The 21,463-nt window shown below is 73.1% G+C and carries 20 protein-coding genes and 1 pseudogene; 11 read left to right on the forward strand and 10 right to left on the reverse strand.

Annotated features, from left to right (window positions below; translation table 11 throughout):
• Positions 1 to 13: 13 nt before the first annotated feature.
• The 4 genes from ACIQH8_RS08235 to ACIQH8_RS08250 all read right to left on the reverse strand — a co-directional run bounded on the left by ACIQH8_RS08235 (position 14) and on the right by ACIQH8_RS08250 (position 5,253).
• The gene (locus ACIQH8_RS08235) at positions 14 to 925 is read right to left on the reverse strand and encodes a 3-hydroxyacyl-CoA dehydrogenase family protein (RefSeq protein ID WP_400996985.1); all 912 of its coding nucleotides are present in this window, start codon (positions 923 to 925) and stop codon (positions 14 to 16) included.
• The gene (locus ACIQH8_RS08240) at positions 925 to 1,716 is read right to left on the reverse strand and encodes an enoyl-CoA hydratase/isomerase family protein (RefSeq protein ID WP_400996988.1); all 792 of its coding nucleotides are present in this window, start codon (positions 1,714 to 1,716) and stop codon (positions 925 to 927) included. Before ACIQH8_RS08240 ends, ACIQH8_RS08235 begins: the two co-directional genes overlap by 1 nt.
• Positions 1,713 to 2,915 (reverse strand): thiolase family protein, encoded by a 1,203-nt coding sequence (locus tag ACIQH8_RS08245; protein ID WP_400996990.1) that lies wholly within the window; start codon positions 2,913 to 2,915, stop codon positions 1,713 to 1,715. Before ACIQH8_RS08245 ends, ACIQH8_RS08240 begins: the two co-directional genes overlap by 4 nt.
• 349 nt (positions 2,916 to 3,264) lie before the next feature.
• Positions 3,265 to 5,253: a DEAD/DEAH box helicase gene (locus ACIQH8_RS08250; protein WP_400996992.1), complete on the reverse strand. Its 1,989-nt coding sequence runs from the start codon at positions 5,251 to 5,253 to the stop codon at positions 3,265 to 3,267.
• 292 nt (positions 5,254 to 5,545) lie between these two features.
• Between ACIQH8_RS08250 and ACIQH8_RS08255 the strand changes: the two genes are divergently transcribed.
• The 4 genes from ACIQH8_RS08255 to ACIQH8_RS08270 all read left to right on the forward strand — a co-directional run bounded on the left by ACIQH8_RS08255 (position 5,546) and on the right by ACIQH8_RS08270 (position 9,170).
• Positions 5,546 to 6,097 (forward strand): GNAT family N-acetyltransferase, encoded by a 552-nt coding sequence (locus ACIQH8_RS08255; protein WP_400996995.1) that lies wholly within the window; start codon positions 5,546 to 5,548, stop codon positions 6,095 to 6,097.
• 108 nt (positions 6,098 to 6,205) lie between these two features.
• On the forward strand, positions 6,206 to 7,390 hold the full coding sequence (locus tag ACIQH8_RS08260) for a hypothetical protein (protein ID WP_400996997.1): 1,185 nt from the start codon (positions 6,206 to 6,208) through the stop codon (positions 7,388 to 7,390).
• Between the two features lie 85 nt (positions 7,391 to 7,475).
• On the forward strand, positions 7,476 to 8,483 hold the full coding sequence (locus ACIQH8_RS08265; protein WP_400996999.1) for an alpha/beta hydrolase fold domain-containing protein: 1,008 nt from the start codon (positions 7,476 to 7,478) through the stop codon (positions 8,481 to 8,483).
• Positions 8,484 to 8,570: 87 nt separating this feature from the next.
• A complete protein-coding gene (locus ACIQH8_RS08270; protein ID WP_400997001.1) occupies positions 8,571 to 9,170 on the forward strand; it encodes an antibiotic biosynthesis monooxygenase in 600 nt (199 codons plus the stop codon).
• A gap of 49 nt (positions 9,171 to 9,219) precedes the next feature.
• On the opposite strand, the gene ACIQH8_RS08275 is transcribed toward ACIQH8_RS08270, so the two are convergent.
• Entirely contained in the window at positions 9,220 to 9,993 is a 774-nt protein-coding gene (locus ACIQH8_RS08275; RefSeq protein WP_400997003.1) for an IclR family transcriptional regulator, read from the reverse strand.
• A gap of 84 nt (positions 9,994 to 10,077) precedes the next feature.
• Here ACIQH8_RS08275 and hutH point away from each other — a divergent pair, with 84 nt between their 5' ends.
• The 5 genes from hutH (at position 10,078) to ACIQH8_RS08300 (ending at position 17,165) form a co-directional block, all read left to right on the forward strand.
• Entirely contained in the window at positions 10,078 to 11,667 is a 1,590-nt protein-coding gene (gene hutH, locus ACIQH8_RS08280; RefSeq protein WP_400997005.1) for a histidine ammonia-lyase, read from the forward strand.
• A 624-nt stretch (positions 11,668 to 12,291) separates the two neighbouring features.
• Positions 12,292 to 13,323 carry a M23 family metallopeptidase gene (locus ACIQH8_RS08285; RefSeq protein WP_400997008.1) on the forward strand — a complete coding sequence of 344 codons (1,032 nt, stop codon included), beginning with the start codon at positions 12,292 to 12,294 and terminating at the stop codon, positions 13,321 to 13,323.
• Between the two features lie 120 nt (positions 13,324 to 13,443).
• Complete coding sequence (hutU, locus tag ACIQH8_RS08290; protein WP_400997011.1) at positions 13,444 to 15,165, forward strand: urocanate hydratase; 1,722 nt, start codon at positions 13,444 to 13,446, stop codon at positions 15,163 to 15,165.
• Positions 15,162 to 16,439 (forward strand): imidazolonepropionase, encoded by a 1,278-nt coding sequence (hutI, locus tag ACIQH8_RS08295; protein ID WP_400997013.1) that lies wholly within the window; start codon positions 15,162 to 15,164, stop codon positions 16,437 to 16,439. Before hutU ends, hutI begins: the two co-directional genes overlap by 4 nt.
• Before the next feature lie 99 nt (positions 16,440 to 16,538).
• Positions 16,539 to 17,165 (forward strand): hypothetical protein, encoded by a 627-nt coding sequence (locus ACIQH8_RS08300; RefSeq protein WP_400997015.1) that lies wholly within the window; start codon positions 16,539 to 16,541, stop codon positions 17,163 to 17,165.
• Positions 17,166 to 17,187: 22 nt separating this feature from the next.
• Here the strand turns inward: ACIQH8_RS08300 and ACIQH8_RS08305 are convergent, their stop codons facing one another.
• From ACIQH8_RS08305 to ACIQH8_RS08325, 5 genes and pseudogenes are all read right to left on the reverse strand, one after another.
• Complete coding sequence (locus ACIQH8_RS08305; RefSeq protein ID WP_400997017.1) at positions 17,188 to 17,484, reverse strand: DUF503 domain-containing protein; 297 nt, start codon at positions 17,482 to 17,484, stop codon at positions 17,188 to 17,190.
• Between the two features lie 455 nt (positions 17,485 to 17,939).
• Positions 17,940 to 18,320 (reverse strand): annotated as a pseudogene (locus ACIQH8_RS08310) (recombinase family protein); the annotation flags it as partial.
• Between the two features lie 45 nt (positions 18,321 to 18,365).
• Positions 18,366 to 18,623 carry a DUF6510 family protein gene (locus tag ACIQH8_RS08315; protein ID WP_400997019.1) on the reverse strand — a complete coding sequence of 86 codons (258 nt, stop codon included), beginning with the start codon at positions 18,621 to 18,623 and terminating at the stop codon, positions 18,366 to 18,368.
• Positions 18,623 to 19,399 carry a ferredoxin reductase gene (locus ACIQH8_RS08320; RefSeq protein WP_400997022.1) on the reverse strand — a complete coding sequence of 259 codons (777 nt, stop codon included), beginning with the start codon at positions 19,397 to 19,399 and terminating at the stop codon, positions 18,623 to 18,625. The genes ACIQH8_RS08315 and ACIQH8_RS08320 overlap by 1 nt, the downstream gene beginning before the upstream one ends.
• Entirely contained in the window at positions 19,396 to 19,989 is a 594-nt protein-coding gene (locus ACIQH8_RS08325) for a sulfite oxidase-like oxidoreductase (RefSeq protein WP_400997024.1), read from the reverse strand. Before ACIQH8_RS08325 ends, ACIQH8_RS08320 begins: the two co-directional genes overlap by 4 nt.
• A 126-nt stretch (positions 19,990 to 20,115) precedes the next feature.
• Between ACIQH8_RS08325 and moaA the strand changes: the two genes are divergently transcribed.
• Both moaA and ACIQH8_RS08335 read left to right on the forward strand, forming a co-directional pair.
• Positions 20,116 to 21,183 (forward strand): GTP 3',8-cyclase MoaA, encoded by a 1,068-nt coding sequence (gene moaA, locus ACIQH8_RS08330; protein ID WP_400997027.1) that lies wholly within the window; start codon positions 20,116 to 20,118, stop codon positions 21,181 to 21,183.
• Positions 21,176 to 21,451, forward strand: a complete 276-nt coding sequence (locus ACIQH8_RS08335) for a MoaD/ThiS family protein (RefSeq protein WP_400997030.1) — start codon at positions 21,176 to 21,178, stop codon at positions 21,449 to 21,451. Before moaA ends, ACIQH8_RS08335 begins: the two co-directional genes overlap by 8 nt.
• The last annotated feature ends 12 nt before the right edge of the window (positions 21,452 to 21,463 follow it).

Consider the following 21,463-nt stretch of genomic DNA (forward strand, 5'->3'; position numbering starts at 1 on the left):
ATCGAGACCCGCACTACTGCGCGTCCCACAGGTGGAACCCCTCGCCGGTCTTGCGGCCGAGCTTGCCCTCGGCGACCATGCGGCGGAGCAGGGCGGGCGGTTCGAATCGTTCGCCGAGCTCGCCCGCGAGGTACTCGGCGATGCCGAGTCGCACGTCGAGGCCGACGAGGTCGGTGAGCCGCAGCGGACCCACCGGATGCTTGTAGCCGAGCACCATGGCGGTGTCGATGTCCTCGGCCGAGGCGACGCCCTCCTCGAGCATGCGGATCGCCTCGAGCCCCAGCGCGACGCCGAGCCGGCTCGACGCGAAGCCCGGGGCGTCGTGCACGACGATCGGCGCCTTGCCGATCGCCTCGACCCAGGCGCGCGCCTCCTCGACGAGTGCCCCGTCGGTGGCGGTGCCGCGCACGATCTCGACGAGCGCCGACGCGGGCACGGGGTTGAAGAAGTGCAGGCCGAGGAACCGCTCGGGCCGATCGAGCCGTCCGGCCAGCTCGTCGATCGAGATCGACGACGTGTTCGATGCGAGCGCGGCATCCGCCCCAAGTACGGCCTCGACGCGGGTCAGCGCGTCGACCTTGAGGTCGAGGTCCTCGGGGACGGCCTCGACGACGAGGTCGGCGTCGGCGAACTCGGCGACGTCGGTCGCGACGGCGAACCGGGCGCCGAGCGCGTCGGCCGTCTCGTCGGTCGTGCCGCGGGTGACGGATGCCGCGACGGAGTCGAGCACGCGCGTGCGGGCCGCAGCCGCGGCATCCGCATCGCGCTCGACGACGAGGACGCGCGACCCGGCGAGCAGGAACGCGTGCGCGATGCCCGCGCCCATGCGTCCGCCGCCGAGGACGCCGACCCGCTCGGGTGCACCTGCCGGTGATCGAGTAGCGCGCTCAGCGCGCGTATCGAGATCCGAATCGTGCGACTGCATCACTTCGCGCTCCTCTTCGCTCGCCGCTCGAGGAACTCGGTCATGCGGCGGTGCTTCTCGGGGCTCTCGAAGAGCACGGCCTGCTCCTCGAGGTCGACGTGGGGGTGGTCGGCGCGCGGCGCACGCAGCACCCGCTTGGTCGCCATGGTCGCCGCCGGGTCGTTCCTCGCGATGCGGTCGGCGATCGCGTGCGCCTCGGCGAGGAGGTCGCCGGCCGGGGCCACGGCCGTGATGAGCCCGATCGACAGCGCCTCGGCGGCGTCGACGACGCGCCCGGTGAGGAGCAGTTCGGCCGCGCGCGCCTCGCCGACGATCTCCTTCAGCCGCCAGGTGGCGCCCGCGGCGGGGATGATGCCGAGGCCGGTCTCGGGGTTGCCGAACTTCGCGTCGGGCGTCGCGATGCGGATGTCGGCCGCGAACGCGAGCTCGGCGCCGCCGCCGAGCGCCCAGCCGTCGACGGCGGCGATGACGGGCATCGGCAGCTCGTTGATGCGGATGAACGCGTTCGCGTTGATGCCCGCGCGCGCGTCGGCGGCGGTGCGTTCGCGCATCTGCGCGATGTCGGCGCCCGAGGCGAAGACGCCGTCGGTGCCGGTGATGATGAGCAGGCGCGGCTCGGCTTCCAGCTCCGCGCAGAGCGCGTGGATCGCGTCGATCGTGGCCTGGTCGATGGCGTTGCGCTTATCGGGACGGTTCAGGGTCGCGACCACGCGGTCGGGGCGGCGCTCGACGAGGAGCGGTGCGGCCGCGGCATCCGTTCGCTCGTCGTTCGACTGCTGCACGTCGGTCATGACACCCCCTCGACGATCATGGCGCTGCCTTGGCCGACGCCGACGCACATCGTCGCGAGGCCGTACCGCGAGTTCTCGCGCTCCATGCGGCCGAGGAGCGTGACGACGAGGCGCGCGCCCGACGAACCGAGCGGATGGCCCAGGGCGATCGCCCCGCCGTCGGCGTTGACGCGCTCGGGGTCGAGACCCAGGCGGCGCATCGAGGCGAGCGACTGCGTCGCGAAGGCCTCGTTGAGTTCGATCGAACCGATGTCGTCGAGCGAGACGCCCGAGCGCTCGAGCGCCTTCTCGGTCGCGGGCACGGGCCCGAGGCCCATGATCTCGGGCGCGAGCCCGGCGGATGCGCCGACGACGACGCGGGCGCGAGGCGTGAGGCCGTAGCGCTCGACGGCCGAGGCACTGGCGACGACGATCGCCGACGCGCCGTCGTTCAGCGAGCTCGAGTTGCCGGCGGTCACCACGGTGCCGCCCTTCACGACGGGGCGGAGGCCGGCGAGGACCTCGAGCGAGGTGTCGCGCCGCGGGCCCTCGTCGACGAGCACCTCGCCGCGGGCGGTCGGCACGCCGACGATCTCGGCCTCGAACCGGCCGGCATCGATCGCGGCGGCGGCCCGCTGCTGGCTGCGCAGGGCGAACGCGTCGGCGTCCTCCCGCGTGATGCCGTCGATGCGCGCGACCTCCTCGGCGGTCTCGGGCATGGAGAACGTCGCCTTGTCGCGCGCGAGCAGCTTCGCGTTGGGGAAGCGCCAGCCGATGGACGTGTCGTAGGCGTCGCCGGGCTTCGCCCACGGCTTCTCGGGCTTGGCCTGCACCCAGGGCGCTCGGGTCATCGACTCGACGCCGCCGGCGACGATGAGGTCGGCGTCGCCCGCGCGGATCGCCTGCGCGGCCATGGTGATGGCCGACATGCCCGACGCGCAGAGGCGGTTGACCGTGATGCCCGGCACCGAGTCGGGGAGTCCGGCGAGCAGCACCGACATGCGGGCGACGTTGCGGTTGTCCTCGCCGGCCTGGTTGGCGGCGCCGAGGATGACCTCGTCGATCGCGCCCTCCTCGATCGCGTCGAGCTCCAGCCCCGCGCGGCGGACGGCCTCGCCGACGACGAGGCTCGCGAGGTCGTCGGGCCGCACGCTCGCGAGCGCGCCTCCGTACCGACCCACCGGGGTCCGCACCCCGCCGACGAGATACGCCTCCGCCATGCTCTTACTCCTGACCGCACTGTCGGGACCGTCGCACGCCGCCGGGCGGCGTCCGCGTCATCCGTTCCGGCTGTATTCCAACCGACCGTTCAGTCAGTAAGTATGCCCGAGCGATGCTCCGATCGCCAGTCGCACCCCTCCCCGCGTCGCGTTCTGAACCGTTCTCAGGAACCTCGACGCGATTCCGCCCCGTTCTCAGGAAGACACGCCGAGGATCACAGCGGCGTGCGGCGTGTCGTCCTGAGAACAGCACTCCCGGAGACGACGACGGCCCCGACCGGGTGGTCGGAGCCGTCGTGCGGTGGGGGCAGGGGGATGCCGCGGGGCGACGCCCGCGACGGGTCGCGAGTTACGCGACCGGCGCATCCTCATCGGCCGACGCGGACGCGGCGGGGGCCGCCGTCCGGATCGGGCCGAGGTCGGCGAGGAGCTCGTCGCCGAGGCGGACGTCCTCGAAGTCGACCTCGATCTCGGCGCGGCCGAGGAGGTCGGCGAGGCGCCGCTGGCGGTTCCGGGGGATCAGCGTGACGACGCGACCCTCGCGACCGGCGCGGCCGGTGCGGCCGGCGCGGTGCAGGTACGTCTTGTACTCGTCGGGCGCGTCGGCCTGGATGACGAGGTCGATGTCGTCGACGTGGATGCCTCGGGCCGCGACATCCGTCGCGACGAGCACGTCGACCCGGCCGCTCGTCAGCTGCTGCAGGTTGCGCGTGCGCTTGGACTGGTTGAGGTCGCCGTGCAGGGCGACGGCGAAGATGCCGGCGTCCTCGAGGTGCATGGTGAGGTCCTCGGCGAACGCGCGGGTGCGCGAGAAGATCAGCGTCTTGCCGTTGCGGTCGGCGAGGCTCGCCACGATGTCGCGCTTGTCACGGTTGTCGATGACGAAGACGCGGTGTTCGATCGTGCTCGACGCCTGGTCCTCGCCGGCGACCTCGTGCACGGCCGGGTCGACGAGGAACTCGTCGACGAGCGCGGCCACGCCGGTGTCGAGCGTCGCCGAGAAGAGCAGCCGCTGGCTGCCCTCGGGGGTTCGGCGGAGGATGCGCTGCACGGGCTCGAGGAACCCGAGGTCGCACATGTGGTCGGCCTCGTCGAGCACGGTGACCATGATCTCGGAGAGGTCGAGGCGGCCCTGCTCGATGAGGTCCTCGACGCGCCCCGGCGTGCCGATCACGATGTCGACGCCGCGCTGGAGCGCGCCGACCTGGCGGCCCTGCGGGACGCCGCCGTAGATCTGGGTGGTGAAGAGGCCCACGCTCTGCGCGATCGGCTGCACGGTGCGGTCGATCTGGAGGGCGAGCTCGCGGGTCGGGGCGAGGATCAGTGCGCGGGGCTTGCGGCCCATCTGGCGCTTGCCGCCGGACTTGCCCGACGCCGTCCACTCCTGCATGAGACGCTCGACGGTCGGCGCGCCGAAGGCGATGGTCTTGCCCGAGCCGGTGCGGCCGCGGCCGAGGACGTCGCGGCCCTCGAGCACGACCGGGATGGTCGCGGCCTGGATCGGGAACGGGGACTCGGCGCCGAGGTCGGCCAGCGCGCGGACGATGTTGCCGCCGAGGCCGAGGTCGGCGAAGCGGATGCCGTCGACCTGCTCGGCCACGATGGCCTCGGCCTCGAGGCGCTCGAGCACGACGTCCTCGGCCGGCGCGAAGCGGTCGCCGCGGGCGTTGCGGTCGTTCCGGGCGTTGCGGTCGTCCGCGGGGTAGAACGACGACGGACGCCGCTCGGAGTCACGGAAACCCGGACGGTCGAACTCGCGGCTGCGGCGGGCTCCGCGGTCGTCGCGGTCGTACGATCGCGCCGGGCGGTCGGCGCGGTCGTTCCGGCGCGGGGCGCGGTCGTCGCGGTCGTACGATCGCGCCGGGCGGTCGGCGCGGTCGTACCGGCGCGGGGCGCGGTCGTCGCGGTCGAACGAGCGCGCGGGACGCTCGTCACGGTCGAAGCGACGCGACCCGCGGTCGTCACGGTCGGACCGGCGCGACCCGCGGTCGTCACGGTCGAACGAGCGCGCAGGACGCTCGTCACGGTCGTACCGGCGCGACCCGCGCTCGTCGCGGCCGTACGACCGCGCTCCCCGCTCGTCGCGGCCGGCCCGCTCGTCGCGGCCGGCGCGCTCCGCGCGGTGCGGCGTGCGGCCGCTGGCCACGCGCTCCTCGCGCGACCAGCGCGCCTTGGACGCCTCGGCCTCCTCGGGGCGGTAGCCGCGGTGGCCGGGGCTGCGCGAGCCGGGCTTCTTGGGGCCGCCGGCGCGCGTGGCGGTGCGGCGCGAGCTCTTCGCGTACGACGGGTCGAAGTTCTTGGCGGGGCGACCGCCGGCGGGCTTCTTGTTCTTGGGCATCGGGGCTTTCCTGGGTTGGTTGCGTGTACATGGCAACCGGCCGCGCGAGCGCGCGGCACGACTGAGAACCCGGGAGCATCGTCGACCGGGGCCGTTCACATACGGTGACTATCCGCGCGCGGATTGCGCGTGGAACCGGCCCTCAAGACTCACAAACCCATCCGTGCGACGTGCACGGTGCCTGGAACCGACTCGTCGACGATACCGGACACCCCCCTGTGAATACGCCCCACGTCGCATTCCGCCGCGGGAACGTAACGGAGCGGTAACGCGACTGACGTACGCTCTCGTCGTGACCACACCGCCGTCGATCTCCGTCGAGCCGCCGCACGCGGCCGGGGTCTCGCGCCTGCTCGAGGCCGGATCCGCGTACTCGCGTGCGCTCTACCCCGCCGGCGGCGGGTGCGTCCAGCTCGAGGCGGCGGAACTCGCTCGCCCCGGCGCGAGCGTCTACGTCGCCCGGACCGAGGACGGCACCGCGGTCGGCATGATCGCCCTCATCGACGACGGCGCGCACGGTCGGGGGCGTGCGGAGATCGTCCGCATGTACGTCGACGAGCCGGCGCGCGGCACCGGCATCGCGGGCCTGCTGCTGCACCGGGTCGAGACGGATGCCTGCGCGCGCGGGATCCGCGAACTGGTGCTGCAGACCGGCACGCAGCACCATCCTGCCCAGGCGCTCTACGCCAAGCACGGGTATCGCCGTGTGGAGCCGTTCGGTCGCTACGTGGGTGTGCCGGCGAGCATCTGCATGGCCAAGTCGCTCGTCGGCTTCGGCGCTGAGCCGCTGGTCGGTTTCGAGGCGGAGCCCCTCGACGATCGCCCGCTGGCCGTCGGCGAGTAGCCACGCCCGACGGCGCGCTGCACTGCGCCGCCTGTCCTCCGATCGGGTGGGTGCGCGACATCGCCCCGACGGGGCATGCTGATCGGACCACGTACTCGGAGGTCCCGCATGCTCGCGCTCCTCGCCGCCGTCGCCGCGGGCGTCACGGTCGGTGGCGTGCTCGGCGCGATCGCGACCGGTGATCCGCGGTACATCATCCTCTGGTCCCTCGCCCTTCCGGTGGCGATCGTCGCGGCGGTGTTCGCCGGGCTCCGCAGCGCGGGTGCGTTCGATCCCGTGCGTGCCGCGTCGGCCGAGGTCGGCTCGCCGGCCGTCGTCGGCGACGCCGCGCTCGCCCGCGTCGAGCGCGTGCACCGGGCGGCCGGCCCGGCGAGCGGTGGCGAGGGCGGCTCCCGCACATGGACCGACCGCACCCTGGTCGATCTGACGCTGACGGTGGCGCCCGGCGACCGCGGGGCCTACTCGACGACCCATCGCGCGTTCGTCGCCCCTGCAGCGCTCGACGAGCTGCAGCCGGGATCGATCATCGTGGTGCGGCGACCGGATTCCGCGTCGGCCGACGTCGTGCTCGACCTCGACCCTCCTGCCGAGCTGGCGGCCCGTCGCGACGCCGAGCAGTTGCGCAGCGGTGCGGAACGCACGGTCCCGCTCGCCTCCGCGGCACCGCGTTGGACGAGCGAGCCCCGGACTCCCGAGGCGCGACGCGGCCGGCCCGCGCCCCGCCCCTGGCGCACTGCGCTCCTCTGGGCGGTCGTCGTCGTGACGGCGGTCCTCGTGGTCGTGCCCGCCTTCGATTCGATCGGCCGGATCACCCGCGCGCTCGCGTCCGGCGACCCGGCCCGGGCCGGCGTCGTCCTCGGGGACCGCCACGAGGAGATCGTGGAGGCCCTCGCGCGCGAGACCGGCGGAACCGTGTTCATCCGGATCGGCTTCTACGGCGACTACGCCCTCGCGTCCGCACCGAGCGCGCCCGGAGCGCTCACGATCGACGGCTACGAGTACCGCTACGACCGCACCGAGCACGGCGGCCCGGACCCGATCCAGCCCGACGACCCGGCCGCCGACCTGTTCGATGTCGACGCGGTCGATTTCTCGCGCGTCCCCGAGTACATCGACTCGGCACAGGCCGATGCAGGCATTCGCGACCCGGATTCGGTGATCGTGCTCGTCGAGCGGTCGACCGTCGCGGATGACTCGGGCGAGCGTCCGGTGCGAGTCCTCGTGCTGCTCGACGCACCGTACGAGAACGCCTCGGTCGTCATCGACCCGGAGACGGGTCGCCCGGCCGAGTGAGCCCGACGACACCACCCGGTCCGGTGTCGGCCATCCGCGATCCTGGGGTAGCATCACCTCACCCCTGGACCCGGAGCCCCCACCCATGACCCGACTCTCCGGCGTCCGCGACGGCCGGCGTCGCCGGCCCGTGCGGATCGCCCTCGCCGTGAGCGCAGCGCTCGCGGTCGCCGCCGTCGCCTCCGCGTTCCACCAGCCGCTGCGCGAGCTCGACCCGAACGCGAAGCAGGCGTCGAGCGAGGTCGCGGGCAACGAGATCATCGGCATCCGCACGTTCGAACCGCCGGCCGACCTCCGCGTCGACGCCGACCTCGAGTACGCCGTCGCCGACGACGGCACGATCCTGACGCTCGACGTGTGCCGCCCCGCGGCATCCGCCATCGCCGGTGCGAATGCGGCCGTCGTGTCGGTGCACGGCGGAAGCTGGGCGCGCGGAGACAAGGCGAACGCCGACTGGCGGAACGTATGCCTGTGGCTCGCGAGCGAGGGGTTCGTCGCGGCATCCGTGAACTACCGGCTCGTGCCCGACGCAGTCCATCCGGCCCAGATCGACGACGTGGCCGCCGCGGTCGCGTGGCTCCGCGAACCCGAGCAGCTCGAACGGTTCGACCTCGATCCCGCACGGATCGGCGCGTTCGGCGGCTCGGCGGGCGGCCACCTGGCGGCCCTGCTCGGCACGCTGGGCGAGGGGCCGCTCGACACGGGATCACGCGTCGCCGCGGTCGCCGAACTCTCGGGCCCGGTCGGGCTCGGCCTGCCCGAGCTCGATGCGGATGCCGCATCCGACTGGCTGCGCGGCATCGTCGGAGCGTTCCTCGCCTGCGAATCGGGTGCCGACGACGAAGCGTGCCCGCAGGCGATCGATGCCTCCCCCACGGCGCACGTCGATCCGACCGATCCGCCGTTCTTCATCGGGCACGCCGAGTCCGAGATCATCCCGCTCGCCCAGTCGCAGCGCCTCGCCGACACGCTCAGCGCCTCGGCCGTCGAGGTCGAGCTCGCGGTGGTGCCGGGCGGGGCGCACTCGATCGGCATCCTCGACGAGGGGCTGCGCGAGCGGGTCGCGGCGTTCCTGCACGCGCACCTGGGCTGACCGCCGAGCACCGGCTCCCGGGCCCGGCCCGCCGCAGCGTTCCGCCGCCGCGATGCGCCCGACGCGCGCATACGCTGTGATGGACGCATGGCCAGCGAACCGATCACCGTGTCGATCCGCCGCGAGGTCGACCCCGACCGCATCGCGGAGGCGACGGTCTGGGTGCAGACCGGCGTGAACCTCGCCAACCGCTATCCGGGCTTCCTCGGGTCGGGCTGGGTGCGCGCGGGCGAGGACTCCGACGTGTGGCACATGCTGTACCGCTTCGCGAACGAGGAGACCCTCGACGCGTGGGAGCGATCGCCCGAGCGCTCGTGGTGGCTCGAGATGGGCCGGGGGTTCGTACGCGCCGAGAAGGCGAAGCGCCGCACGGGCATCGAGGGCTGGTTCGACGACCCCGCGACGGGCTCGGTGCCGGCGGTGACGGATGCCGCGGGGCAGGAGGATCCCGCGCTGCCGCCCGCGCCGCCGCGCTGGAAGCAGGCCGTCAGCATCTGGCTCGGGTTCTTCCCGGTGAACCTGGCGTTCTCGCTGCTCATCGCGCTCGCGCCCTGGTGGGAGGACGTCCCGCTGGCGCTGCGGGTGCTCGTCACGACCCTGGTCCTGACGCCGATCATGACGTACTGGGTGCTGCCGTGGGTGACGCGGATGCTGCGGGGGTGGCTGGCGCCGTCGAGGGCGGCGTGAGCGGCCGCGGGCCGGTCCCGGGTCCCGGGTCCCGGTCGAGGTCCCGGACTCAGCGCGCGCCGATGCGGCGCGAGAGCGTCGCGGCGGCGTCGATCACGGCTGCGCTCGCGGCGTCCACGAGTTCGTCCGACGCGCCCTCCGCGAACGTGACCGCGATCGCCGCCGCCGGCCAGCCGAGGTGGTCGAGCACCGGCGCCCCGACGGAGGCGAGCCCGCGCGTGACCTCGCCGTGCTCGCCCGCGACGCCCGCGGCGCGGGCCGCCGCGAGTACGGACTTCAGCCGCGAGTAGCTCCAGGGGGCGGCGTCCGTCGTCGATGGCAGGTCGGCGAACGCCGCCCGGTCGGGGTAGAGCGCGCGCAGCTGGGCCGGCGGCAGCGCCTGCAGCATCGCGCGGCCCGATGCCGTGAGGTGCGCGGGGAGGCGCACCCCCACGTCGGAGACGAGCGACGGTCGTCGAGGTGCGCGCTCCTCGACGAGGTAGAGGACGTCGCGGCCGTGCAGCACGGCGAGGTGACCCGACTCGCCGAGTCGGTCGACGAGCGCTGCGACGAGGGGGCGGCCGAGGCGCGTGAGCGGCTGCTGGCGGCTGAACCCGCTCGAGAGCTCGAAGGCGGCGACGCCGAGGCCGTAGCGACGTTCCTCGGGCAGGTGGACGACGAATCCGCGCTCCTGGAGCACGCCGAGCAGGTGGTACGTCGTCGAGCGGGGCAGCCCGAGCGAGGTCGCGATGGAGGCGGCCGGCACCGGCCCGCGCTGGGTCGCAAGATGGCTGAGGATCCGCAGCACCTGGTCGGCCGCGGGCACCTTGGATGCGTCCGACATGCCGCCGCCTTTCGTCCGGTATCCCGGACGGCAGCGTACTCCCCCGCGTTCCGGCGCGCGCGGGAACGGTGTGGAATCGGACATATGAGCACGATCGCGCCCGCACCCGCCCGCACCGCGGCATCCGTCACCGTCGGCACCGGCCCGCTCTCGATCGACGACGTCGTCGCCGTGGCCCGCCACGACGCACGCGTCGAGCTCGACCCGGCCTCGCTCGACGCGGTCGCCGCGAGCCGCGCGATCATCGACGACCTCGCGGCCGACCCGCAGCCGCACTACGGCATCTCGACGGGCTTCGGCGCGCTCGCGACGACCTTCATCCCCGAGGACCGCCGCGCCCAGCTGCAGGCGAGCCTCGTCCGCTCGCACGCCGCGGGCTCCGGCCCCGAGGTCGAGCGCGAGGTCGTGCGGGCGCTCATGCTGCTGCGGCTCTCGACGCTCATGACCGGCCGCACGGGAGTGCGCCGCGAAACCGCCGAGACGTACGCCGCGATCCTGAACGCCGGGATCACCCCGGTCGTGCGCGAGTACGGTTCGCTCGGCTGCTCGGGCGACCTCGCGCCGCTGGCGCACTGCGCGCTGGTCGCGATGGGCGAGGGCGAGGTCCGCGTGCGGGGCACCGACTCCGACGGCGCGCACACCCCGCCGACGGATGCCGCGTCGGCCCTCGCCGCGGCCGGTATCGCCCCGCTGCACCTCGGCGAGAAGGAGGGCCTCGCCCTCATCAACGGTACCGACGGCATGCTCGGAATGCTCGCGCTCGCCATTCACGACCTGCGGATGCTGCTCGCCACGGCCGACGTCGCCGCGGCGATGAGCGTGGAAGGGCTCATGGGCACCGACGCGGTGTTCGCCGCCGACCTGCACGCGCTCCGTCCGCAGCGCGGCCAAGCCGTCTCGGCCGCCAACATCCGGAGCGTGCTCGCCGGCTCGCCCATCGTCGCGAGCCACAAGGGCCCCGAGTGCACGCGCGTGCAGGACGCGTACTCGCTCCGCTGCGCGCCCCAGGTGCACGGCGCCGCGCGCGACACGCTCGCCCACGCGGCATCCGTCGCCGAGGCCGAGCTCGCCAGCGCCGTCGACAACCCCGTGCTCACACCCGACGGCCGCGTCGAGTCGAACGGCAACTTCCACGGCGCGCCCGTCGCGTACGTGCTCGACTTCCTCGCGATCGCCGTGGCGGATGTCGCGTCGATGAGCGAGCGCCGCACCGACCGGTTCCTCGACAAGGCGCGCAACCACGGGTTGCCGCCGTTCCTCGCACACGAGGTCGGCGTGGACTCCGGGCTCATGATCGCGCAGTACACCGCCGCCGGGATCGTCTCGGAGCTCAAGCGCCTGGCCGCGCCCGCCTCGGTCGACTCGATCCCGTCATCGGCGATGCAGGAAGACCACGTCTCGATGGGCTGGGCGGCCGCTCGCAAGCTCCGACGCGCCATCGACGGCCTCACGCGAGTCGTCGCGATCGAGGTCATGACGGCCGCTCGCGGCCTCGCGCTCCGGGCGCCGCTGGAGCCCGGACGAGCGACCGGCGCGGTCGTCGAACTCGTCGCATCGACCGGTGCGGTTCCGGGCGAGGACCGCTTCCTGTCGCCCGAGATCGAGCGCGTCGTCGAGGCGGTCCGATCCGGTGCGGTGCTCGATCGCGCCGGCGCCGTCGCCGCGCTCGCCTGACGCGCGGGCATACTGCGCCCCGAACGGGGGAGCGTCACGAGAGATCCGGTCCTTGTGCGCCGTTCCCGGAACAGGGCAGACTTGGGGGGTGCCGGCGCAGTTGCCGGCCGGGAAAGCCCTATGTTCCAAACCCGAGACGTCGATCAGCGAGACCCGTTCCGAGCGAGGCCCGCCCGGAGGTGCACCGCTGCGATCGCAGTGATCGCCGGCGGGCTGTTGTTCGGCCTGTCCGCGGTCGCTCCGGCCGGCGCGGAGGAACTCGAATCCACGTCCGTCTCGAGCGAGGCCGCCGACACGGGATCGACGGCCGACGAGACGGACCCCACGCCGACCGATCCGCCGGCGACCGAGGAACCGGCACCGTCGCCCGAACCGACGCCCGATCCCGAGCCGACGCCCGACCCCGAGCCGACACCGGACCCAGAGCCGACGCCGACGCCGACCCCGGATCCGACCCCTGATCCGACGCCCACCCCCACTCCAACGCCGACTCCGACCCCCACGCCGACGCCTACGCCGACTCCGACCCCTACGCCGACTCCGACCCCTACGCCGACCCCGACGCCGACCCCGTCGCCGGTTCCCACCCCGTCGCCGTACGGGCCCGGCGTCTCGGCGCCGTTCGTGCTGGTCGGCGACGGCCCCGTGGCGCAGATGGTGCAGGTCACGACCGTCGGCACCGCCGACTCACGGACGTCGGCGCTCGCCGGCCTCCGCACCAAGCTCACCGCGGCGATGTCGGAGCTCCGGAGCGCTGAGGCGGCGCTCGCCTCCGCCCGCAGCACCCAGGCCGTCGCGCGCGCGGTCGCCGAACGCCTCGACGAGCAGGCCGCCGATGCCCGGCACACGGCCGAGACCGCTGCGAGCGTCTACCTCGACGCGGTCGAGGGCGACGGTGCGGCGATGCGGTCGATGGCCGCCGCGATGGGGTCCGGGAAGGACCTGCTGGCGGGCCTCGCGGGCATGGAGCGAGTGCAGAACCTCGCCGGCGACTCCGATCGCCTGCGTGCGATCGCGGAGCGTCGCGACGCCGACGCGGATGCCGCCGAGGAGCGCGCAGCCGCCGCCTGGGAGGCGGTCGACGCCATCCCGATCGACGAGTTCGAGAACGACGTGGTCGTCGCCGAAGGCGTCGTGGCGGCCGCCCGGGCCGCGCTGAACGGCGCGCAGACACGCCTCGCGGCGTCCGACGTGATCTCGACGTTCGCGAACATCCCGATCGACGGTGGTCAGCTGAGCGACCAGGGGTGGGCGTCGCCCGTGTTCGGCTCGATCACCGACGGATTCGGCCCGCGGCCGGACAAGCCGCTTCCCGGCGTGAACGAGTTCCACCGAGGCACGGACCTCGCCGCGCAGTGCGGAACCGGGGTCTTCGCCGCGACCGGTGGCGTCGTAGTCACGGCGGGTCGGAACGGCTCGTACGGGAACTGGATCCTCATCGACCACGGCGACGGCGTCACGACCGGCTACGCGCACCTGCGCGACGGAGGCGTCCTCGTCGGCGAGGGCCAGGTCGTCGCCGCGGGCGAACTGATCGGTGCGGTCGGCAGCACTGGCGCATCGACCGGCTGTCACCTCCACTTCGAGGTGCGGCTCGACGGCGTCGCGACCGACGCGATCCCGTTCATGGTGGCGCGCGGCGTCAGCCTCGGCTGAGCCGCAACCGGTGCAGCGGTGCCCCGCGGATCGGGCGCACCGTGCGGCGAGTCCGGTATCCCGGACGCCAGCCCCGCGGCATCCGTTGTCGGCACCCCCGCGAGGGTGTGGGATCGGAACATGACCACCGCCGCACCCACCGAGGCCGACGCCGTCGCCGGCCCCCGCACCGTCCGCGCCGCCCACGGCACCGAGCTCTCGGCGAAGAGCTGGCAGACCGAGGCGCCGCTGCGCATGCTCATGAACAACCTCGACCCCGAGGTCGCCGAACGTCCGGAGGACCTCATCGTCTACGGCGGCACCGGCAAGGCCGCCCGCAGCTGGGAGGCGTTCGACGCGATCACGCGCACCCTCCGCGAGCTCGAGCCCGACGAGACGCTGCTCGTGCAGTCGGGCAAGCCCGTCGGCGTCTTCCGCACGCACGAGTGGGCGCCCCGCGTGCTCATCGCGAACTCGAACCTCGTCGGCGACTGGGCGACGTGGCCGGAGTTCCGCCGGCTCGAGCAGCTCGGCCTCACGATGTACGGCCAGATGACCGCCGGCTCGTGGATCTACATCGGCACCCAGGGGATCCTGCAGGGCACGTACGAGACCTTCGGCGCCGTCGCGCGGTCGCTCGCCGAGAAGCGCGGCGCCTCGGCCGACGAGGTGGCCGCCGCATCGCTCGCCGGCACCCTGACGCTCACCGCCGGCTGCGGCGGCATGGGCGGCGCGCAGCCGCTCGCCGTCACGCTGAACGGCGGCGCGGTGCTCATCGTCGACGTCGACGAGACGCGCCTGACCCGCCGGGTCGAGCACGGCTACCTCGACGAGGTCGCGCCGTCGCTGGATGCCGCGGTCGAGCGCGTGCTCGCCGCGAAGGCCGAAGGTCGCGCGCTCAGCGTCGGCGTCGTCGGGAATGCGGCATCGGTCTTCCCCGAGCTGCTCGAGCGCGGCGTCGCGATCGACATCGTCACCGACCAGACGAGCGCGCACGACCCGCTCTCGTACCTGCCCGAAGGCGTCTCCGTCGGCGAGTGGCATGCGCTCGCGGCATCCGACCCCGCCGAGTTCACCGAGCTGGCGCGCACGTCGATGGCGAAGCACGTCGAGGCCATGGTCGGCTTCCAGGCGCGGGGTGCCGAGGTGTTCGACTACGGCAACTCGATCCGGCGCGAGGCCGAGCTCGGCGGGTATGCGCACGCGTTCGACTTCCCCGGCTTCGTGCCCGCCTACATCCGCCCCCTCTTCGCCGAGGGCAAGGGCCCGTTCCGCTGGGCCGCGCTCTCGGGCGACCCGGCCGACATCGCGGCGACCGACCGCGCCATCCTCGAGCTCTTCCCCGAGGACGCGCACCTGCGCCGCTGGATCGAGCAGGCCGGCGAGAAGGTCCACTTCGAGGGCCTGCCCGCCCGGATCTGCTGGCTCGGCTACAAGGAGCGGCACCTCGCGGGCCTGAAGTTCAACGAGATGGTCGCCTCGGGCGAGCTCACGGCGCCGATCGTGATCGGTCGCGACCACCTCGACTCCGGGTCGGTCGCCTCGCCGTACCGCGAGACCGAGGCGATGGCCGACGGCTCCGACGCGATCGCCGACTGGCCGCTCCTGAACGCCCTGCTGAACACCGCCTCGGGCGCGACCTGGGTCTCCATCCACCACGGCGGCGGCGTCGGCATCGGCCGCTCCATCCACGCCGGCCAGGTCGTGGTCGCCGACGGCACCGACCTCGCGGCCGAGAAGATCGCGCGCGTGCTGGTCAACGACCCCGGCACCGGCGTCATGCGCCACGTCGACGCGGGCTACGACCGTGCCATCGAGGTTGCGCGCGAGCGCGGCCTGAACGTGCCCATGCTGGACGCATGACGGACGGCGGTGCGGTGCGGCGGATGCTGCTGACGAACGTCGGCGAGCTCGTCACCAACGACCCCGCCGACGGGCGCGACGGTGGACCGCTCGGCATCGTCCGCGATGCGGCCGTCCTCGTGGAGGAGGGCCGCATCGTGTGGGTCGGTCCCGCCGCGCACGCACCGTCGCAGCTCGACGCGGTCCGGCACGAGCGGGAGGATCGCCGCGCCGGCGACGAGCATCGCGCCGCGTGGGATTCCGATGTCGAGGTCGTCGACCTCGGCGGCCGGGCGGTCATCCCCGGGTTCGTCGACAGCCACACGCACCTCGTCTTCGGCGGCGACCGTGCCGAGGAGTTCGCGGCACGTATGGCCGGACGCGCATACGAGGCCGGCGGGATCCGCTCGACCGTCGCGGCCACCCGTGCCGCGACCGACGACGAGCTGCGCGCCCGACTCGCGGGCTTCGTCGCGGAACTGCGGCGACAGGGAACGACGACGTTCGAGATCAAGACCGGCTACGGGCTCAGCGTCGCCGACGAGGCACGGCTGGCGCGGCTCGCGGCCGAGGTCACCGATGAGGTCACATTCCTCGGCGCGCATGTGGTGCCGTTCGAGTTCCGCGAGCCCGACGGACCGGGCGCCGACGCGTACGTCGATGTGGTCGTCGGCGAGATGCTCGAGGCGTGCGCGCCGCACGCGCGCTGGGTCGACGCGTTCTGCGAGCGCGGCGCGTTCACGGAGGCGCAGTCGCGGCGCGTGCTCGAGGCCGGCCGTGCGGCCGGGCTCGGCGTGCGCGTGCACGGCAACCAGCTCGGCGAGGGGCCGGGCGTCCGCCTCGCGGTCGAGCTCGACGCGGCATCCGTCGATCACTGCACGTACCTCACCGACGAGGATGTCGCAGCCCTCGCCGGCTCGTCCACCGTCGCGACGCTCCTGCCGGGCGTCGAGTTCTCGACCCGGCAGCCCTACCCCGATGCGCGTCGGCTCATCGACGCGGGCGCGACCGTCGCGCTGGCGAGCGACTGCAACCCCGGCTCGAGCTTCACGAGCTCGATGCCCTTCTGCATCGCCGTCGCGGTGCGCGACATGGGCATGACGCCCGCCGAGGCGGTGTGGGCGTCGACGGCTGGTGGCGCGGTCGCGTTGCGGCGGACGGATGTCGGTACCCTGCGCCCCGGGTCGCGCGCCGACCTCGCCGTGCTCGATGCCCCGAGCCACGTGCATCTCGCCTACCGTCCGGGTGTGCCGCTCGTCGCGGAGACGTGGAAGGACGGCGTGCGCGTGGCGTGAGGCGCGCCATCCGCTCATGGCCGATGCCGCCTGCGGCGTGACATCCGCCTGCTCCAGGAGGAGCATGGACGCGGGTGGGTCTCACCGGAGGTGGGAATCGTGGATGTCGCCATCGAGCGGGCCGTGGACGCGGAGCAGGTGCGGATCTGGGCCGGCCTGCAGGGGTTCGTCAGCCTCGCGGCGTTGATCGCGCTCGCGCTGTTCTTCCTGCTCGCGACGCCGTTCTCGACGCCGGAGTCGCGGTGGTCGTGGCTCGGCCCGGTGAACGACTGGCTGGCCGTCATCGGTGCCGTGCCCTGGATCGTCGCGATGGTGCTGCTCGCCAGGTACGTCGCGGCCGGCCCGTGGATGTGGGCGCTCACCGTGGTCGCGTGCGTCGGCGCCGCCGCGATCGCGATCGTCACGGTGTGCATGCTGGCCGGGGCCGCCGGCCTGCAGTCGCAGGCGATCGTGTCGGTCGGCGCGACGGTCGTGGCGTTCGGCTGGGCGGCGTTCGCCGGGGGGCTCGCGCGCGATGCGGGGCTCGTTCCGGGCTGGATCGCAACGTTCGCCGTCGCGATGGTCATCGCACTCGTGGCTGCCGGGATCCTCGGCGTGGTCGGGTTCGCAGCCGGCGCCGGGTCGGGCGTGCAGGCGACGCTCTACGTCGGCGCCGGAGTCGTCGGCGGCCTGGCGTGGCTGGCGTTCCCGGTCTGGTGGCTGGCCGTCGCGTCGACGGTCAGGTGAGGCGGCGTTGGGCGCCGCCGGGTCAGTCGTCGTCGCTGCGGCGCAGTCCGCGTCGTGCCGACAGCAGCGTGAACTCCGGGTGCGCTGCGACGAGCCGCTCGGCGCGGTCGAGTACATCGTTCGCATGGCCGGCGTCGCCGGCGGCCACGCCGAGCCCGATCACGCCGCGACGGTGCAGGTCGTGCTCGCCGACTTCGGCGACGGATGCCTCGGTCGCGCGCCGCAGCTCGGCCATGACCGGGCGGAGCACGCTCCGCTTCTGCTTGAGCGAATGCACGTCGCCGAGGAGGAGGTCGAACTCGATCCATGCGATCCACACGGGGCCAGTGTGACACGCGCGCGCCCGCCCATCGGTGTGCCGATGCCGTCGTTCGCGCGCGTCATGTGACGGGCCCCTACCGGCCGGCGTTCTCGGGCACGTCATCTGCGAACCCGGCCCGCGGCCGGGCGCGCTCAGCGGGCGCTGACCTTCGGTTCACTCAACGACCGACCTTCGGGCGCCTCCGCACGTGGCCCGGATGTGGTCGTCGCGGGCTCGCCTCTGAGGGATCGCTTCTTGGAAGGGGGAGAAAGGTGGCCTGGTTCTCCTTTTCTCCCTGATCGCGTTGAACGATTCCTCACCGGCATGGAATGGTCGCTGAATACGGCGAGGGCCACGGCCTCGAGCGATGGAACCGCCGGCACCCCTCCGATGTCCGTCGAGGTGGAAAGGTGAACCGCGAATACCTTTCCACCCGACCTGCGGAGAGACATCGACGCCCGATCGCGGCCCGATCAGGTGCCGTTCCGATGAATCATGCGGTACACGGTGGAGCGCGACACCTTGAAGATTCGGCTGAGCTCGACGATGGTGTGAGTGCCACCGCGGTGCACCTGGACCAGCAGCGACTGCTGCGCCGAAGAGAGCTTCGGCTCCCGCCCACGCAGCCGACCCTTGGCGCGAGCGATCTGCATCCCTTCGCGCGTGCGAGCGCGGATGAGATCGGACTCGAATTCGGCGACCACTGCGAGGACGTTGAACAGCAGTCGTCCGACGGGGTCGTTCGGGTCGTGGAGGGACCCTCCGACGTTGAGCTTGACGTTCTTCGCGGTGAGTTCATCGACGATGTCTCGTGCGTCGCGGAGCGACCGAGCGAGCCGGTCCAGCTTTCCGACCGAATCGGCGGCAAGCGACACCACCGCGAAGACCCAGCGGCGAAGCTACCGGCGAACCTCGATCGCGGTCACGCCGCCGAAGTCGATCCACGCGCGCTCGCCGGTGTCGACCAGCACCGCGAGCACGTGGTCGCACGTCGAACACCGCACGACCGTTCCCGCGCCGCTCACGTAGACCATCGCCCGGGCGAGTTCGGCGACCGTGCCGCATGCGCGACAGCGCCCGGTCGCAGTCGTGATGTCGAAGGAGAAGAAGTCGGCGAGCGGTCCGGCGATCGCGTTGCCGTCGACATGGCCCGTCATCATGTGCCTCCGAAACGCTCGGTGCGGATGTCCCGGGGGTCGTGCCCGAGCTCGATCAGCCATGAGGCGACGCGCTCGACGAACCCCGTCGATCCGCACACGTACACGACGGGGCGGTCGGCGGCCGGGATCACCGCCGCCGCGAGCTGCTCGCGCGTGATCCGTCCGGGCGGCGTCGGCCAGTCGTGCGGCGCGCGCCGCGAGTACACCAGGTCGAGCCGGAACGGCGAACGCGCGGCCGAAAGCGTCGCCAGTTCGTCGGCGAAGTACACGTCGTCGGGCGTGCGCACCGCGTACAGCAACCGGAACGGCGTCGGATCGTCGGCATCGGCATGCGCCTGCGCCATCGCGTACAGCGGCACGACGCCCGACCCGCCCGCGATGAGCTGCACCGGACGAACAGGGTCGCCCCCCACCAGCGGCCGCCAGACGAAGAACGCCCCCAACGGCCCGTGCACCTCGAGCATGTCGCCCGTACGCACGCCCTCCACGAGGAACGGCGAGACCTCGCCGTCAGGCAACTCATCCACCGCGAGCACGACCCGCGAGCCGTCACCCGACGACGCGATCGAGTACGACCGCGTCGCCGTGTAGCCGTCCTCGGCGGTCAGGCGCACGTCGAGGTGCTGCCCGGCGGCGTTGCCGGGCCATCCGTCGACCTCGAGTTCGAGACGGGCGGCGCTCGGCGTCTCGCGCGTCGTGCGCGCGACCGTCGCGACATGCCAGCCCGCGCGCGGCACGGTCCGCGCCGCCGGCACGGTGGGCGAATCGCTCACCAGTACCGCTCCTCCTTCCACGGGTCGCCCCGCAGGTGGTACCCGTTCTGCTCCCAGAACCCGGGCTCGTCGTCCTCCATCATGACGAGGCCGCGCACCCACTTCGCGCTCTTCCAGAAGTACAGGTGCGGCACGAGCAGCCGCGCCGGGCCCCCGTGCTCGGGGTCGAGCGGTTCGCCGTCGAACTCGAACGCGATCCACGCCTTGCCGTCGAGCAGGTCGTCGAGCGGCACGTTCGTCGTGTACCCGCCATAGCTGTGCGCCATCGTGTACGCGTAGTCGGTGTCGACACCCTCGAACAGCGTGTCGAGGGCGACCCCGCGCCATCCGGTACCGAGCTTCGACCAGTGCGTCACGCAGTGGATGTCGGTCGTGACGTCCTCGATCGGCAGTGCCATCAACTGGTCCCAGTTCCACGAGTGCTGCGCGCCCGACTCGGTGCGGATCGTGAACTCCCAATCAGCGGTGTCGACGTCGGGCGTCGGCCCCGCCGACAGCACCGGGAAATCGCCGACGAGCGTCTGGCCCGGTGGCAATCGGTCGTCGCGGTCGCGACTCCGGCCCGTGAATCCCCTGGTGATGAACGACATGGCGCCCCCTCCCGACGGTCTCACGATAGTGACGGCCGGGGCGGATGTCACCGCCCGCACCGCTTCGTCATCTTCACGAAACGTCCCACCGGCCCCGCCCGCCGATCCGATGCGTAGGGTTGATCCATGGCTGCCATCGCGCTCGGCATCCCGGCCGTCCGCCGGGATCGCGCCGACGTGCCGTCGATCGAGGGCCGACCGGATGTCGCAGGGCTCGTCGACCGCTACGGCCGCGTGGCGCACGACCTGCGCATCTCCATCACGTCGGCGTGCTCGCTGCGCTGCACCTACTGCATGCCGGCCGAAGGTCTTCCCGTGATCCCGCGCGACGAGCTGCTCTCCGCCGATGAGATCGGTCGGCTCGTCGGCATCGCCGTGCGCGACCTCGGCGTCCGCGAGGTGCGCTTCACCGGCGGCGAGCCGCTCACCCGTGGCGACCTCGTCGAGATCATCCGCCGCAGCGCCGAGGCGGCACCCGGCACCCCGCTCGCGCTCACCACCAACGGCATCGGGCTCGACAAACGGGCCGAGGCGCTCCGCGACGCGGGGCTCACACGTGTGAACGTCTCGCTCGACACGCTCGACCGCGAGCACTTCGCCCGGTTGACGCGGCGCGACCGCCTGCCCGCCGTGCTCGCCGGGATCGCGGGCGCGCACCGTGCCGGCCTCGGGCCGCTGAAGGTCAACGCCGTGCTCATGCGGCAGACGCTGCACGATGCGCCCGCGCTGCTCGCCTGGGCGATCGAGCACGGGTGCCGGCTCCGATTCATCGAGCAGATGCCGCTCGACGCCGACGAGGCGTGGCGGCGCGAGAACATGGTCGACGCCGACGAACTGCTCGCCGTGCTCGGCACGCGCTTCGCGCTGACCCCGGTCGGACGCGAGGATCCGGCCGCACCGGCCGAGGAGTGGCTCGTCGACGGCGGCCCGGCGACGGTCGGGATCATCGCGTCGGTGACGCGACCGTTCTGCGGGGCGTGCGACCGGACGCGGCTCACCGCGGAGGGATCGGTGCGATCGTGCCTCTTCGGCGACGACGAGACCGACCTGCGCGGGCTGCTCCGCGGAGGCGCGGGAGACGACGAGATCGCCGACGTGTGGCGGGCGGCGATGTGGGCGAAGAAGGCCGGCCACGGGATCGACGACGTCGATTTCGTCCGCCCGGTCCGGACGATGGGAGGCATCGGTGGCTGAGACGGCGACGACGGGGACGACGACGGTGCTCGTGCGCTACTTCGCCGCGGCCGCCGAGGCTGCCGGTGTGGAAGAGGAGCGGCTGGAGCTCGCGGCCGACGCGGCGACGCTCGGTGCGCTCCGCAACCTGCTCGTCGACCGGTACGGCCCCCCGATGGCCCGCGTGGTCGCGAGCGGCTCGTTCCTCATCAACGGCGTCGTGCGTCGCGACCCCGAGACGCGCGTCGGCGCGCAGGTCGACGTGCTCCCCCCGTTCGCCGGCGGCTGAGCCGCGGCCGTC

The organism is Agromyces sp. GXQ0307 (genome assembly GCF_044769845.1).
Classification (GTDB): Bacteria; Actinomycetota; Actinomycetes; order Actinomycetales; family Microbacteriaceae; genus Agromyces.

Coding starts and splice junctions, on each gene's coding strand:
- ACIQH8_RS08235 (WP_400996985.1), bottom strand. CDS start 925: ATGCAGTCGCACGATTCGGATCTCGATACGCGCGCTGAGCGCGCTACT.
- ACIQH8_RS08240 (WP_400996988.1), bottom strand. CDS start 1,716: ATGACCGACGTGCAGCAGTCGAACGACGAGCGAACGGATGCCGCGGCC.
- ACIQH8_RS08245 (WP_400996990.1), bottom strand. CDS start 2,915: ATGGCGGAGGCGTATCTCGTCGGCGGGGTGCGGACCCCGGTGGGTCGG.
- ACIQH8_RS08250 (WP_400996992.1), bottom strand. CDS start 5,253: ATGCCCAAGAACAAGAAGCCCGCCGGCGGTCGCCCCGCCAAGAACTTC.
- ACIQH8_RS08260 (WP_400996997.1), top strand. CDS start 6,206: ATGCTCGCGCTCCTCGCCGCCGTCGCCGCGGGCGTCACGGTCGGTGGC.
- ACIQH8_RS08265 (WP_400996999.1), top strand. CDS start 7,476: ATGACCCGACTCTCCGGCGTCCGCGACGGCCGGCGTCGCCGGCCCGTG.
- ACIQH8_RS08270 (WP_400997001.1), top strand. CDS start 8,571: ATGGCCAGCGAACCGATCACCGTGTCGATCCGCCGCGAGGTCGACCCC.
- ACIQH8_RS08275 (WP_400997003.1), bottom strand. CDS start 9,993: ATGTCGGACGCATCCAAGGTGCCCGCGGCCGACCAGGTGCTGCGGATC.
- hutH (WP_400997005.1), top strand. CDS start 10,078: ATGAGCACGATCGCGCCCGCACCCGCCCGCACCGCGGCATCCGTCACC.
- hutU (WP_400997011.1), top strand. CDS start 13,444: ATGACCACCGCCGCACCCACCGAGGCCGACGCCGTCGCCGGCCCCCGC.
- hutI (WP_400997013.1), top strand. CDS start 15,162: ATGACGGACGGCGGTGCGGTGCGGCGGATGCTGCTGACGAACGTCGGC.
- ACIQH8_RS08315 (WP_400997019.1), bottom strand. CDS start 18,623: ATGACGGGCCATGTCGACGGCAACGCGATCGCCGGACCGCTCGCCGAC.
- ACIQH8_RS08325 (WP_400997024.1), bottom strand. CDS start 19,989: ATGTCGTTCATCACCAGGGGATTCACGGGCCGGAGTCGCGACCGCGAC.
- moaA (WP_400997027.1), top strand. CDS start 20,116: ATGGCTGCCATCGCGCTCGGCATCCCGGCCGTCCGCCGGGATCGCGCC.